This window comes from Campylobacter concisus (assembly GCF_015230015.1).
Classification (GTDB): domain Bacteria; phylum Campylobacterota; class Campylobacteria; order Campylobacterales; family Campylobacteraceae; genus Campylobacter_A; species Campylobacter_A concisus_AF.
Genome location: NZ_JAAKZC010000002.1, coordinates 79,051 through 94,211 on the forward strand (window position 1 = coordinate 79,051; position 15,161 = coordinate 94,211).

Annotated in this window: 4 protein-coding genes and 2 tRNA genes; 1 reads left to right on the top strand and 5 read right to left on the bottom strand. The window is 40.0% G+C overall.

Annotated elements, in window-relative coordinates:
• The first annotated feature begins 18 nt into the window (after positions 1–18).
• On the top strand, positions 19–2,262 hold the full coding sequence (locus tag G6W42_RS10720; protein WP_346010455.1) for a molybdopterin oxidoreductase family protein: 2,244 nt from the start codon (positions 19–21) through the stop codon (positions 2,260–2,262).
• A 289-nt stretch (positions 2,263–2,551) separates the two neighbouring features.
• Here G6W42_RS10720 and G6W42_RS01705 read toward each other — a convergent pair whose 3' ends face one another.
• The 5 genes from G6W42_RS01705 to G6W42_RS01725 form a co-directional block, all read right to left on the bottom strand.
• Complete coding sequence (locus G6W42_RS01705) at positions 2,552–3,574, bottom strand: tyrosine-type recombinase/integrase (protein ID WP_242042549.1); 1,023 nt, start codon at positions 3,572–3,574, stop codon at positions 2,552–2,554.
• 144 nt (positions 3,575–3,718) lie between these two features.
• A tRNA-Ser gene (locus tag G6W42_RS01710) sits at positions 3,719–3,809 on the bottom strand.
• A 31-nt stretch (positions 3,810–3,840) separates the two neighbouring features.
• Positions 3,841–3,916, bottom strand: a tRNA-Phe gene (locus tag G6W42_RS01715).
• A 116-nt stretch (positions 3,917–4,032) separates the two neighbouring features.
• Positions 4,033–8,823, bottom strand: a complete 4,791-nt coding sequence (locus G6W42_RS01720) for a hypothetical protein (protein ID WP_194172705.1) — start codon at positions 8,821–8,823, stop codon at positions 4,033–4,035.
• Between the two features lie 372 nt (positions 8,824–9,195).
• Positions 9,196–15,090: a hypothetical protein gene (locus tag G6W42_RS01725; RefSeq protein ID WP_194172706.1), complete on the bottom strand. Its 5,895-nt coding sequence runs from the start codon at positions 15,088–15,090 to the stop codon at positions 9,196–9,198.
• Positions 15,091–15,161 lie beyond the last annotated feature (71 nt).

Here is a 15,161-nt window from a genome sequence, read left to right on the forward strand (position 1 = left end):
TTACTTGAAAGGAAATCTATGCAAAAGATTGTTCAAACAACCTGTCCGTATTGCGGAACTGGTTGCGGCATAGACCTTATCGTAGAAAACGGTAGGATAGTCGATGCAAAGCCGACTGATAACCACCATGTAAATGATGGCGAGTTGTGCTTAAAAGGTATGTTTGGTTGGGAATTTGTAAATTCTCCAAAACGTTTAACAAAACCAATGATGAGAAAACTAAACGGAGAGTTTAACAAAGAGGGCAAACTCGAAGAGGTTAGCTTTGAAGAGGTTTATGAATTTTTAGGAAAGACTTTTAAAAATAGCGTAGAAAAATATGGTCCAAGTTCTATCATGGGCTTTAGTTCAGCTCGTTCAAACAACGAAGACAACTATGTATTTCAAAAATTCTTTCGCGCTTTAGGAAGTAACAACGTAGATCACTGCGCTCGTCTTTGACACGCTCCAACAGTGGCAGGTCTTGCCAGCACCCTTGGAAACGGAACAATGACAAACGATCTTGTTGAGTTTGCGACTGATACAGATGTATTTTTACTAATAGGCACAAATACAAGCGAATGCCACCCGATCATCGCTATGCAGATGCAAAGAGGCCTAGAGCGTGGTGCAAAAATGATCGTCGTGGATCCAAAACGCACCGATATGGCTAAAAAAGCAGATATATTCTTGCAAATTCCAGTTGGCTCAAACATCAAAACACTAAACACAATGATGAACGTCATCATCTCTGAAAATTTACAAGATCGTGAATTTATCGAAAAATATGCAGAGGGTTTTGAGTATCTAAAAGAAGCCGTAAAAGACTTCACTCCTGAGAGATTTGAGCGTGAGACTGGTGTGAAAAAAGAGCTCATAATTGAGGCTGCTAGACTTTACGCTAAGGCCGGCAGTGCGGCTATTTGCTACACTATGGGTATCACTCAGTTTAGTGACGGTACATCAAATGTATTCTCACTTTCAAATTTAGCTATCCTAACAGGAAATTTAGGTAAAAAAGGCGCTGGCGTAAACCCACTTCGTGGCCAAAACAACGTTCAAGGCTCATGCGATATGGGTGCACTACCTAACGTCATCCCAGCAGGCCCAGTAAATAGTGCCTACGCACAAGAGCAAGCTCGCAAAGTATGGCACTTCGAGCTTAATCCAGTGCCTGGCTTTAAACTAACATACGCACCTGATAAAATGGATAGCGGCGAGCTAAAAGTGCTTTACGTTTATGGCGAAAACCCTGTTATGAGTGACCCTTGGACAGAGCACTTTGTGCATGCTACACACCACCTAGACTGCTTTATCGTACAAGATCTATTCTTTACTGAAAGTGCTCAAAAAGCCGATGTCGTCTTACCTGCAGCTGGTTGGGGTGAGAAAGATGGAACATTTATCAACACATCTCGCCGCGTTCAAAGAACCAGAAAAGCAAGCGAGCCAGTAGGTGGCGTAGAGCCTGACTGGAAAGTAGTTTGCAACATCGCAAAAGCTATGGGTCTTGAGGGATTTGACTTCTTAAGTGCAGAAGAGGTTTGGGACGAGCTTAGAAAACTAATGCCTAAATTTTTTGGTGGTATCAGCTACTATAGACTTGAAAAACTAGGTGGCATCAGCTGGCCATGCCCTGATGAAGATCACCCAGGCACACCTGATCTTTATACTGATCACAAATCAATGCTACCTGATGGTAAATTCCGCCTAGCTCCAGTACTTTACGCTGACGATAAAGATAAGCGTGCAAGCATGGAGGCTGAATTTAAAGCCAAAATGCATATACCTGATGGCTATCCATTAGGTTCAGGCGCAATGAGCGAAGTACCTGATGAGGTCTATCCTTGCCTATTTACAACAGGTAGAAAAGTTTATCACTACCACACAGGAACGATGACAAGAGAGTGCCCACCGCTAGAGTATGGTGCTGGCATCGAAGGTCCGCTAATAGAAGTAAGCCCTGATATCGCAAGAGAAAGAGAGCTAGAAGATGGCTGCTACGCAATGGTAGAGAACAAACGCGGCAGGATCGCAGCTAAACTTCGCGTAAATCCTGACCTTAGGGAGAGTACGATATTTACGACTTTCCACTATAGTGAGGCTGATGGCAATGAGCTCGCAAACGCACAAGACCACGACCCACTCTCAGGTATCACACCTCTTAAGATCACTATAGCTAACATAAAAAAATTAAGCGAAGAAGAGTATATAGCATTTAGACAACAAAACGAGATGTCTATGCACTCTGAAAAACCTTATCTTTCACCTGTTAGATCATAATTTCAAGGGCGCAATGCCCTTGAATTTTTAATTCAATTTTTAATAGCAAATCAACTTTTATTAAATAAAATTTCCTATTGTTTTAGATGAAATTTCATAGTAAGAAAGGGCTATTTTTTTAAAATCACTGTGAAGTGCTATCCCTAGTTTTCTCTTTTAAATTTATTAAGACTTTTATGCTTTTAGAGCTTGTATGCGTCATGGCTATCTTTTTAACAAGACTTTATTGGCTTTAATTTTTAAAATGTGTTATCGCAGTTGGCGTGAGGGTTTAGGTATTGTTTTTCTTTTAGCTGACTAAGGCAAAAGTTTTGGCTGTTTTTGAATTGTCACCAAAATGCTCAATATTCTTATGTAGTGGAATTTGCCTATATTTGCTAACGCCTCCTTTTTGCTTGGCAGTTTTAACATTTATAAATTTTATGCCATCTTCTTCGCCTACACTTTTGCTATCAAGTTGCCAAATTTCATTAAGCCTTAGCCCAGTATGAAGAGCAAATATCATATAGTTTCGTAGATCAAGCCTTTTTGTGTCAAAGATTATCATTAGTTCATCCATAGTGAAATTATCTTTCGGCGACTTCTCGTCGGCTGAAATTTTAAAGGATGTAAGCATTTTAAAAGGATTGGTCGTGAGCTTGCCCATCTTTATGGCATACTCAAAGAGCCTTTTTGAGTAAGATGTGTAGTTGTTGATGGTCTTTTTGTTGAGCTTTTTGCTTGCTAGAGTTGTTTGAAAATTTTCAGCATCGCTGTAGCTAAACTCTTTACCTTGATGATCTTTAAAAAACTCATCCAAGAGCTTGCCAGTCTTAACATAATAGCCCTTGGTTTTATCGCTAGATTTTAGCTTTAAACATTCTGTTTGCACATATCTTTTAGCTACTGCTTCAAAAGATAGCGTCGTGGCTTCTTTTGGACTTAAAGATGTATCCAATAATGTTTTGAGCTCGTTTTCAAGCTTTTCTTCTAGTGCTACTAGATTATAAAATTTAGCTATCACCTCTTTTGAGAGCTCTTTATATTCGCTAACATCTAAAAATATGCCATTTTGTTTAATGCACCGCTCATTTTGTCTTTTAATGTTTATCAAGGCTCTTAGGCTTTTAGAATTTGCATGCGTCGTGGTTATCTTTTTAGAAAGAGCTTCGTTGGCTGCGGCTTTTATAGAATTTGCCAGTCTTACTGCCTCATCTAGATCTTTTGTAAAGAGGCAAAATTTAACAGTTAGCTTTTTACCATCTTTAAGAGCGGTATCAAAAAAGTAAAAATTTGGTCTGTTGGGAACCTTTGTGATCAATCTAGAGCTCATAGAATGATCCTAGTTTCTGTAACAAAAGTGCAAATTTTCTGTAACAAAGCTGATTTGTCTGAAATTTAGGACAAGAATATCTGCTAATAAATGCAGTTAAAACACCGAAATTTAGGGGAGTTGGAAAGAAAAATATTGTATTGGTGGCGGACAGAGAGGGATTTGAACCCTCGAGCCCCGATTAAGAGCTGCACCCTTAGCAGGGGTGTGGTTTCAGCCGCTCACCCATCTGTCCGTGTCCATGAAAAAAGTTTATGAAAAAGAAATGGTGGTTAGAGGCAGAATCGAACTGCCGACACGCAGATTTTCAGTCTGCTGCTCTACCGACTGAGCTATCCAACCACCTTGATAAAAGAAATTGGATTATACATTTTAAATATTTAAACTAAGTTTAAAAATCTAAAAGATGCTTTATTTTTAAAATTAGGCTATAAATTTATAGCCTAATGAGATTAAATTTAATGCAAATCAACTACACTTACATCTTTATCTATCTCGATAAAAAATGTTTGTGCGCTTGCTCCGCTACCATATACGCCTTTATAGACTTGATTTACAGCGTGACCACTTGCATCAACTGCTACTTTGTTATATTCATCTCCGATAACGCTATGTTTTGAATTTAGCATAGTTACTTCATCATTTGTTGCTTGTGTAAAGGTAGTTCCTTTGCCTTTTAGGGCTACTATGTCATCGCTGTCGCCAAAGATTTTTAGCACTGTGTTGATATTTTCTGTGCCAGCCTTGCCCGTTATCTTTGTGACCCTTGAGTCTATGATATCAAGCACGCTTTTGGCGTCTAGTCCTATAGAGACTGCTTGATCGCTTGTGCCTAGCTGTATGCGCTCAAAGCTTTCTAAATTTTTATCAAGGTTGGCTACTTTACTAAGATCAACATCATCTACAAAGATAAGTGTATCTATGCCACCTTTGCCATCCATTGGCTTGCCATTATAGACAAAGGCATCGTTTAGGTTGCTTCCTACGGTCTCTGTTGCGTCATGTTTTAACTGCACAATGTTGTTAAAATCGTTTGTATCATCTCCGTAGTATTTGCCATCTCTTTGGAGGATCTTGTGAAATTTATTTGTTTCATGGTCTATAAAGCCATTTTGCTCTAGTGCTTTTACGTAGTTATCGCTAAAAAGATGCGTGCCACTATCAGCAGAGCCTATGATCTTATAGTTAGCGTCGCTCTCTCCAGTCTTTTTTATGGCAACATCTAAATTTACGTTTTCATTGTCATCAACATATTGGATATTTATTTTATGAAAGCCTTTTTCTAGGGTGAAATCTTGACTTTTATTGCGATCGCCAGCCCACGTATTATTTTTAAAACCTTGACCAGCTATGTCTATACTAAATGCAGACTCGTATTGGCTAGCTTTTATGGTATATCTGCCTGTCTCTTTTATATATATCCAGCCCTGCATTCTCATTATGAGATCTGTTCCTACTGGCTCTGCTTCTAGTAGCATGTAGTTTCCAGTGTGATTTACATTGTATTTTGTGCCAGTGTGGTCGGTATCGCTTGCGTTTGGTGAGTGACCGACCCTTGCCATATCTTTCATATTTAGCTCACCTTTTTTTGGTTTTGTTTCTGGGAGGTCCCAGTCTTTGCCTGATCTAAATGTCACTTCATTAAAAGTTGTGGTAGCACTTACGTTTGTCCAGTCAGCCCATTCAGTATAGTGATTTTTTACATGAAGCCCCCAGCCACCATTATAAGTTGGATTGTCTCCACCTTTTATCCAGCCTTTGCTTCTACAATAGTTGTTAAAATCTTTATTTGCACAGTCATAAAACCACATATCCACATCAAGACCGCTGTTTGAGATCATTGAGACGGTTTGGACTGACATATTGCCAGCGTCATCTAGCCTTTTGACGATGAAATTTTTACTACCGCTGGTTAGTGTCGTTAGAAATTCGCCTTCATATTTTAGGTCAGTTAGTGGCAAAATTTGTTTAGATGAGTTATTTACATCGACGACATCTACTTTTATAGATGTCTTGTCGTCTGCTCTGTTTGGTGTGTCTGCCTCGCCACCAAAGGTTACTTTGTAGCTTTGACCTGAGCCAGACTTTGAGCCACCAAAGCTTGGCTCTTTTAGCCCATCTGGCGTCGCATCAAGATCAACTGTGATGGTTAAATTTTCACTTCGTCTTTCTGCGCCATTTTTATCTACATATGTGGCATCTATGACGTGGTGCGTCCTATCTAGCTTTACGCCAGCTGCTTCAAAGTCAGCTACTACGACATTATCTTTGATATTTGCGTAAAAGCTACTTTTTACAACGCCAGCTTCGTCTTTTACCTCAATGAGTACTTTGCCACCATCTCCACCTATGGCTGTGTCTGTATCTTTTTGTGCGATACCAAATTTGATCATTGGACTTTCGTCATTTGTAAGAGCGATCTTGTAGTTTATGCGCTCGTTAAATGTATCGTCAAATTTACTTGTTGAGATGATGTGCTCGAAGTCTTTTTCGAGTAGGTATTTGGCTGGGTTGCTTGCTCCGCCATCTACTGAGGTAACTAGCTTAACGTCATCTACATAGTCAAGAATGCCAAATTTAAATAATCTACCACTAGAAGAGCCAGTGAAAATTTTGGTGCCATCTCTTACAAGGTCTATATCAACAAGGGTTGGCTTGCTGGTATTTACTGGCACGTCTTTGAGCAAGAAACGACTGCCATTTACTAGCTGAGTATCTGTTGGGTCATCTTTATTTACTACTTTGATGTATTCATCTGTAAGTGTTTTGGTTTTGGCTTCATACTCGATATCTGGGTCTGGCTTTTTCTCGTATGTGGTTAGAGTTTCGCCTGGTTTTGCCTCTTTTATAATGTAGGTTTTTATCTCTTGTTTGTTTGTATTTGGATTTAGCACAGAGACTTTTAGCTCGTCGCCTACTTTAGCTGTGCTTGGGATAGAGGCTAGGACATCTGAACCTGTGATAGTGACGCCGTTTGTGCCGTCTATCAGCCCGTCGCCATCTATGTCTTTTATAAATTTAGCCTTTGGCTTGTCGTCAAAGACTATAAACTGGCTGTCAGTTGTGCCTTCGTTGCCAAACTGATCGATGACTGTTGTGTCTATGCTAGTTTTTGCACCATTTTTGATAGGCACATTGATCTTAAATTTTCCACCACTTGCATCTATCTCGTTGCCATCAGGTGCTATGACCTTGCCATTTTCACCGATAGTAAATTCTTTTGTTTCTATGTTTCCATCTGGATTTGTTATGGCTACTCTTATCTTTTCGTTTGGTTTGCTTTGGCTTGGGATACTTATAGTTACTTCAGTTTTGTCGCTATCGTTGCCGTAACCATTTTCAAATGTGTCGATCTTGTTGTCGCTCTTGCCATCTGCATTTGGGAGGTTTTTGCTAAATTCTATCTTGGCTGATCTTGTAGGTGGCGTGGTGTCGGTGGCTGGAGTGTTTTCGTTAGTTTCTGTCGAGCCGTCATCTTTTTTGACCTCTGTTTTTATAGTAGCATTTTTACCCTCATTGATAGGTATTTTTACGTCAGGGACTACAAATTTACCATTTTGGATAGGTATAGGTGTGTGGTTTGGGTCATTTGGATCATAGACGCTTTTTTTATCAGGGCTTAGGACAAATTCTTTTTGCACCGGAGTTCCAGTGCCTGTATTTATCGTGACTTTTACGCTCTCGCCTGGTTTCATGGTATTTGGTAAGTGGATATCTACGCTTGACTCGCCACTTTTTAGCTCGGATTTGCTGATAACGCCATCGTTATTAGTATCAGCGCTTAGTGTCGCCTCGGCTTTGTTGCTTATGGTGTTTGGCTTTTGCTTGATCGTGCCTTCGTTGCCAAAGCGGTCTATAAACTGAGTTTTGATCTCAGTGCCTGGCGTGATAGTGGCACCATTTGGCACATTAAATTCCATAGCACCTTTGCCATTTGGTTTTAGTGGATAGACATTGCCTGCTTCGTCGGTGGCGGTGTTGTTTTCTTTGTTTATGGTGTAAATTTTAGTGACTGAGTCGCCATTTGCGTCTGTGACGATAGACTTGATCTTATCGCCACTTTTCATATCGTCAGGCACTAGGAATTTCACATCAGTTTTTACAGAGTCCTCTCCTACGCCCATTTCGGTAGCATCTATCACGCCGTCGCCATTTTTGTCTATGCTAAGTGTCGCGCTTACTTTTGATGCTGGCGGAACGTCGTTTGTCTCAACATTTAAATTTGAACCACTTTCGTGTCCGTTTTTATCAACTAAATTTACAGCGATATCTATAGGCTTGCCATTTGGGATCTCGACATCTGGGATCTTTGCTTTGCCATTAGCAAGTGGCACTGAGATAAAAGTAGGTGCTGTTGGGGTTGAGGTGGGTGCTGGCACTGGCGATCCGTTATCATCTACTTGAATGAGTTCGCTACTTATAAGATCGATCTTGTATTTTAGAGTTTGCGAGCCACTTTTTATCTTGATGATATCGCCATCTTTTGCAGCTGGTGGCAAAGTGACAACCACAGGAGTGTAAAATTTATTCCATCTTTTTGTAGTTTCAGACGAAGCTAAAATTTCATTTTTGTCCAAAAGACCATCTTTGTTTGTGTCGGCATCCAGGAAAAATTTAGGGACATTGTCGATAAATGGCACACTTGGTTTTGTAGCTTGTGCTGGCGCACCTTTTATAGTTGAGACTGGAGCGCTAAAGATATTTTCAAGATAGCTGACCGCACCTTTTACAGATGAGACTGAAGTGTTAAAGATATTTTCAAGATAGCTGACCGCACCTTTTACAGATGAGACTGGAGCGTTAAAAAACTTTTCAGAGTTTATAATTTCACGTAGTGCGTGCTTTACGTTATCAAAGATATTTGTATAGTGACCGCTTTTGCTAAAGCCTGCATTATTTAGCGATGCTTGGCTAGATAAATTTGATCCGCCGTGGTGAATGTTGCTCTCATGTTCGCTATCTTCGTGTTTTGCATCTTTTTCATCTTTTTGTAAGCCAGGGATGACGAGCTCGCCGTTTTGCTCTGCAAAGACGTTTGTTGTCCTAAAAGTAGAGTTAAAGCCGATATTTGCGACCTCTCCATCATCAAAAACTATCCTTACTTTGGCATCGACAGCTGTTTTTATGATATCGCCTAAAAATATCTCATCGCCTTTGCGAAGCACTCTTGTGCTCCCATCTGGTGAGATGGCTATGACTTCGCCTACTATTTGTTTGACGATGGCTATTTTTAAGGCTACGATATGCATTTTATCCCTTTGTGATATTTCTAAATTTATAAAGTTTATTTTATATCGACAAATTCCTTTAAAAGTTTATAGTTTTAAGATTAATTATTTTATTTAAGTTTTATATAAAAGCCTTGATATATTTATAATTGATTAAATTTAGTTTTATTTGCCTTATTTTAGGTTATTTATAGATATTTCTTAGAGTAAAATTTATTTTAGTATATGATAAAAATTATTATCTATAAAGCATTATTTTTAGGGATGCTTATGAAATTTAAGCTAAATAGCACAAAAAAGCGGATTTTAGAGCATAATTTTTAAAATTTATGATTTTAGCTTAAATGTTCATTAAGCTAAGAAGTGACAGAAATTTCTTTAAATTTAAAAGATTTAATGCACCAAATTTACTACACTTACATCTTTATCTATCTCGATAAAAAATGTTTGTGCGCCAGCTCCGCTGCCATATATGCCTTTATAGACTCGATTTACAGCGTGACCGCTACCATCAACTGCTACTTGGTTGTGTGTATCGCCTAAAGCGCTATGTTTTAAATTTAGTGCCGCTACTTCGCTGTCTGTTGCTTGCGCGAAGATAGTGCCTTTACCCTCTAATGCCACTTTGTCATTATTATCGCCTTTGATTTTTAGCACGGTATTTACACTTTTTAAGCCACCATTTGTTACTTGTGCGTCTATGATATCAAGCACGCTTTTGGCATCCAGTCCTATCGAGACAGCCTGAGTGCTCTTGCTACCAAGCTGTAAAGTTTCAAAGCTCTTTAGTTTATCGTTTAGGTCAGCCACCCTGCTAAGATCGATATTTTCAGTAAAGATGAGCGTATCAACGCCACCTTTTGCGTCTATCGGATCGCCGTCATAGATAAATTTATTATCTTTGTCATCTCCTTCGCGTGTAAATTTAACGCCTTTGTCTATCTCAACGAAAAATGTTTTTGTGTTAGCTCCATCAGTGTATGTGCCCTTATAGACGTGATTTACCGCGTGATCCATGCCGTGTATCGTTGCATTTGCACTTGCATTGTAAGTTACATTGCTGTGGTTAGGGTAGGTTTTGCTACCGCTATTATCTGTGACTTCGACTTTATTAAATTCATCGCCCGCGACTTGACTATGCTTCCAGTTTAGCATCGTCACTTCCTCATCAGTTGCTTTTGAGAAGCTTCCTATGAGTTTTACCGCGTCACTTTCGTCGCCTGTTATTTTTAAGACTGTATTTATGCTTTTTGTGCCTTGTATCTCTTTTTTTGTGCCGCTTGTTTCGATGGTCGTGGCGGTCTCTTTTGAATCAACGATGTCAAGTATGTTTTTTGAATTTAAAGTGAGGGCAACCGCTTCATTATCTTTACCTAGTTGCAACCTCTCAAAGCTTTTTAGCTTATCTTTTACGTCTATGTTGCTAAGGTCGGTATTTGCTGTAAAGATGAGCGTGTCTACTCCATCTTTTGCGTCTATAAGGTTGGTGGCATTATATGTAAAGGTGTCGTCGTAGTTGCGCTCTTGCGCTACGATCTTGACATTTTTGTCTATCTCAATAAAAAATGTCTTTAACTCGCCATCTTTTACGTATGTGCCTTTATAGATGTGATTTACTGCATATCCATTCGTATCTACTTCTACTTTGTTATAGCTATCCCCTATGGCTTTGCTATGCTTCCAGTTTAGTAAAGTTACCTCTTCTTTTGTTGCTAATTCAAATTTATTAACTCCAGAATTTATAAGTTTTACTATATCTCCATCCTTACCTGCTATCTTTAAAACTGTATTTACACTCTCTGTTCCAGGTATAGTTCTTAAGGTTGAGTATTCGCCCTCTGTTATCTTTGTCGTTTTTGAGTCTATGATGTCAAGAACGCTCTTTGCATTTAGCGCGATTGAAACGTTTTGGCTCTCTGTGCCTAGTTGCAGGCGTTCAAAGCTTTTTAGTTTATCTTTTAGATTATTTACTTCACTAAGGTCTATATCTTCAACAAATATCAGCTTATCTACGCCACCTTTTGCGTCTATATTCTTGCCGTTATAGATAAAGACATCGTTTAGGTTGCTACCTTCAAGAGCATCTGTGTTGTGTTTTAGATGTATTACTTTGTTAAAGTCATCCGCATCATCACCAAAATATTTTGCTGGTTTGCTTATATCTTTTTCTTGATTTACTAAACTTCTATATCCTTTTTTACCAGCTATAAGACCATCTTTTTCATCGCTAACATATCCTTTGTCATGTAGGGCTTTTACATAGCTATCACTAAAAAGGTGCGTGCCGCTTCCTTGTGAGCCTATGATTTTATAGTCGCTAGGGTTTTGTGAGCTTTTCTTTATCATTATGTCTAAGAATGTATCTTCTGTCCTATCGACATAATCAACCTCTATCCTATAAAATCCTTTTTTTAGATTATAAGTATGAGTTTGTCCATGAGGACCATTATCTCCTGAACCAAACCAATACGCCCACTTTCCAAAACTTTCATCTGCTATTTTGACATCTATCATGTCTTGATGGTGTCTTGCAGCTATATTATATCGACCATCTTCTTTTATGTATATCCAACCTTTCATTTTCATGATCAGATCAGTTCCTACAGGCTCTGCTTCTTCAAGGACGTAGTTTCCTGTTTTGTTTAGGTTATAGTGTGCCCCAGTGTGATCGGTATCCTTTGCATATGGAGAGTGACCTACTTTTGCCATATCGTCCGTATTTAGCTCACCTTTGTGAGGTCTTGTTGAGCTTAATTGCCAGTCTTTACCTCCTTGAAAAGAAAGCTCATTATAAGTAGTAGTTGCACTAACGCCAGCCCACTCCATCCACTGTGTGTAGTGATTAGCTACGTGGTATCCATATCCTGTTTTTTTATCATTAAGGTCTGCTCTAGAATTAGTTGTTACTTCTGGATATATATCCATAAATTCTCTATTTGTGCAGTCAAAAAACCACATATCAACATCAAGGCCTTTGTTTGCCACCATAGTTACGGTTTGAACAGCTAAATTTCCCGCATCATCTAGTCTTTCTACTATGTAGTTTTTGCTGCCAGTATTTTGTGCTACGTTAAAGCTTCCAGAGTAGCTTAAATTTCTATCAAGTGTCAGTGTCGTCTTCTCAGATGTCTCAGCGTCTATGACCTCTACATCTTTTGATTTTTCATCGTGTGGATTGTTTGCAGCTTCGCCTTTGCCGCTAAAATTTATAGCGTAGTTGCCAGAGCTGTTTTTTATATTATCAAAGTCAGATTCTATTAGCTTATCAGGCTTTGAGTCAAGATCGACTGTGATAGTTAGGTTATCATCTCTTTGAGGCACGCCGTCAGTTCCCACGTAGGTAGCGTCTATGATGTGGTGAGTTCTATCTAGCTTTTTGCCAACCTTTTCAAAGTCTGCTATTACGGTGTTGTTTTCGATCTTAGCTATAAAGCTATCACTTACATTTGCGTTTTCATCTTTTATCTCTATTAGCACGTAGCCTTTGCCGTCACTTGTGGTATCGGGCTTATTTATACCAAATTTAATGTATGGCTGTTCGTCATTTGTAAGGGCGATGCTATAGTTTATCTTTTGGGTCGAATTTGACTCATACTGGCTTGTTGAGATGATATGCTCGTAGTCCTCTTCGTTTAGGTATTTTGCGGAGTGGATATCGGCATTATCTATCTTTGTAACAAGCTTTACGTCGTCTATATAGTCAAGCACGCCAAAGGCAAATAGCCTGCCACTTGAAGTGCCTGATATTGCACTCCCGTCGTCTTTTATAAGGGTCGCATCGACTAAGGTTGGGCGCTTGCTACTTACCGTCACGTCTGGTATGGTGATAGCGCCGTCACTTATCACTTTTATATCGCTCGGGTCTTTTTTGTTTATCATATGCACGCCATCATCGTCTAGGATGTAGCTCACGGTTGATTGTTTGTTGGTAAGCGGGTTTAGGATGCTTATCTTTAGTTCATCTTTTGGCACTGCGCTACTTGGGAGATAGACCTTTACATCAGAGGTCGTTATAGCTCCAGTGGTGTCATCTATGAGCCCATCTCCGTCAGCGTCTTTGACAAATTTCGCCACTGGGCTGTCGCTAAATTTTATCTCATTTGTGTCGCTCTCGCCTTTGTTGCCAGCCTTATCCATCATGGTCGTCGTTATGCTTGTTGTTTTGCCATGTTCTATTGGCACTGTGATCTTAAATTTACCATCATTTAGGGGCACTTCATTGTGATCAGGGGCGATTATCTTGCCGTTAGTGTATGTATAGACCTTGTGCGTTTTACTGCCGTCTGGATTTGTGACATCTATGGCTATCTTATCGCCTTCTTTTATCACGCTTGGGATTTTTATAGACGCCTCAGTTTTTGTTGGGTCGCCGTCATTGTATCTGTTTTCTGAGGTATCTATCTTGCCATCTGGAGTTCCATTGTTATGCCCTAGGTCGCTATCAAAGCTTATCTTGGCTGATTTTACAGGTGGAGCTACTACGACGCTTGGGGTGGTTTGGTTGCTTGTGCCATTTGGTTTTGGCGTGCCATGCTCGTCATTAACCGTTGTATTTATAGATACACTTGAGCCAGGTGTCACTGGCACACTTACGCCCGGCACTTCAAATTTACCATTAACTATTGGTATAAATACGTTTGGGTGATTTTTATCATAAACGCTTGTGCCATCGTCGCTTACTACAAATTCTTTTGGCGAGCCACCTATGTTTATAGTGACGCTCTCTTTTGGCTTTATGGTGCGAGGTAAATTTATCTCAACCTTTGAAGTACCGTCACCTATCTCGTCGCTACTTATCAGCCCATCACCGTTTTTATCAGCTGTTAGCGTCACTTTGACGGTGTCACTTACGTTACTGCTTGGCGTAGTGCTTGTGGCTGAGACGTTGCCAAATTTATCAACTACGCCAGTTTCTATGCTGCTTCCTGCTGTGATGTTTGCGATATTTGGCACGCTAAAGCTAACTGCGCCATTTTCATCTGTCGTAAATGTATAGCTGTTGCCGTCCTCGTCAGTAGCTGTGCCATTTTCTTTATCTAGCGTAAATTTCTTCTCAACTGGCGGTTTGCCCGGCTCATTTAGCTTAAACGTGATCTTATCTCCAGTGCTAAGCTCGTCAGGCACTACAAATTTCATGCCGCTAGTTTGCGTGCCGCTGCCATATCCTAGCTCGGTCGCATCTATCACGCCGTCGCCATTTTTATCAAGATCAAGCGTGGCTGTCACTTTTGAAATGGCTGGCGTGTCGTTTAGCTCATAGGCAGTTGGCGGCGCGGTAAATGTCCTGCCACCAGTGGTGTATGAGCTTGTCACGGTCGTTTTGCCATGGTTTAAAATTTCAACTCCAGTGATCTCTGCTTTGCCATTTACGATAGGTATAGCAGGCGCTCCAGTAGGCATGCCGGTGCTATCAACTGGGATTAGCTCGTTTGTTATCGTATTTACTTTGTAGTTGCTAGTTTTGCCACCACCTTTCATGTTTGTCTTTATCGTGATGATGTCGCCATTTTTAGCAACGTCTGGGATATCAACGCCTATGCTTGTGATGATCTTTTTGCCATCAGGAGTTTTTGGTAGTGAGTTTAGCTGCGCTCCTCCTAAAAAGCCCTTTTTCTCGCCAGTGTCGCTTGTGAGGTTGAAATTTAGCACGATGTTTGGCTCTGGCGGTGTATAAGTGCCAGGATTTATAAATGTGTTGTTGATAGGAGGTACGTATGTGTCATAGTTTATGACGTTGTTATTGGTTGCACTAGTATTTGACTCTAGTTTGTTAGACCCAGCGTATGAGATCCCGCCGATCTTAGCCTCGCCAACTGGCCATTTGACCTCGTCATGCCTAGCTTCAAGAGCGCGCAAACCTGTGTAAAAGTCGTAGATATTTGAGTAGTGGCCACCTAGTTCAAATTTGATGCCGCCACTACCCACTGAAGCAGAGTATTGCGATGATGAGCCGTGAGAAGATAGCTCTTGATGGGAGATTTGATCATCGTCATTTGCGTGTTCTTTGTGATTTTCAAGGATGTTTGCATTTTTTGGGATGACTAGCTCGCCCTTATGCTCAGCAAAGACATTTATAGTGTGAAATACCGAGCTAAAGCCGACATAAGCCTTTTCGCCGTCATCAAAAACAATGGTAAGGTTCGAGTTTTCGCTCGTTTTTATATCATCACCAAGGTAAATTTCATCGCCTTTGTGTAGCACCCTCATAGTGCCGTCCCTACTTATGGCGATGGCTTCACCCTTGATCTTTTTGATAACGCCGATCCTTATGGCGTCAAAATTTGGCATTTCTTCATCCCTGTAAAATGTGTGTATTGTAATATCGGAAAATCTCTTAAAATTTATATAGTTTTGTGGCT

What these genes read in the sequence shown, in the direction of transcription:
- G6W42_RS01720 (WP_194172705.1), bottom strand. Translation starts at nt 8,823, where the DNA reads ATGCATATCGTAGCCTTAAAAATAGCCATCGTCAAACAAATAGTAGGC.
- G6W42_RS01725 (WP_194172706.1), bottom strand. Translation starts at nt 15,090, where the DNA reads ATGCCAAATTTTGACGCCATAAGGATCGGCGTTATCAAAAAGATCAAG.
- G6W42_RS01705 (WP_242042549.1), bottom strand. Translation starts at nt 3,574, where the DNA reads ATGAGCTCTAGATTGATCACAAAGGTTCCCAACAGACCAAATTTTTAC.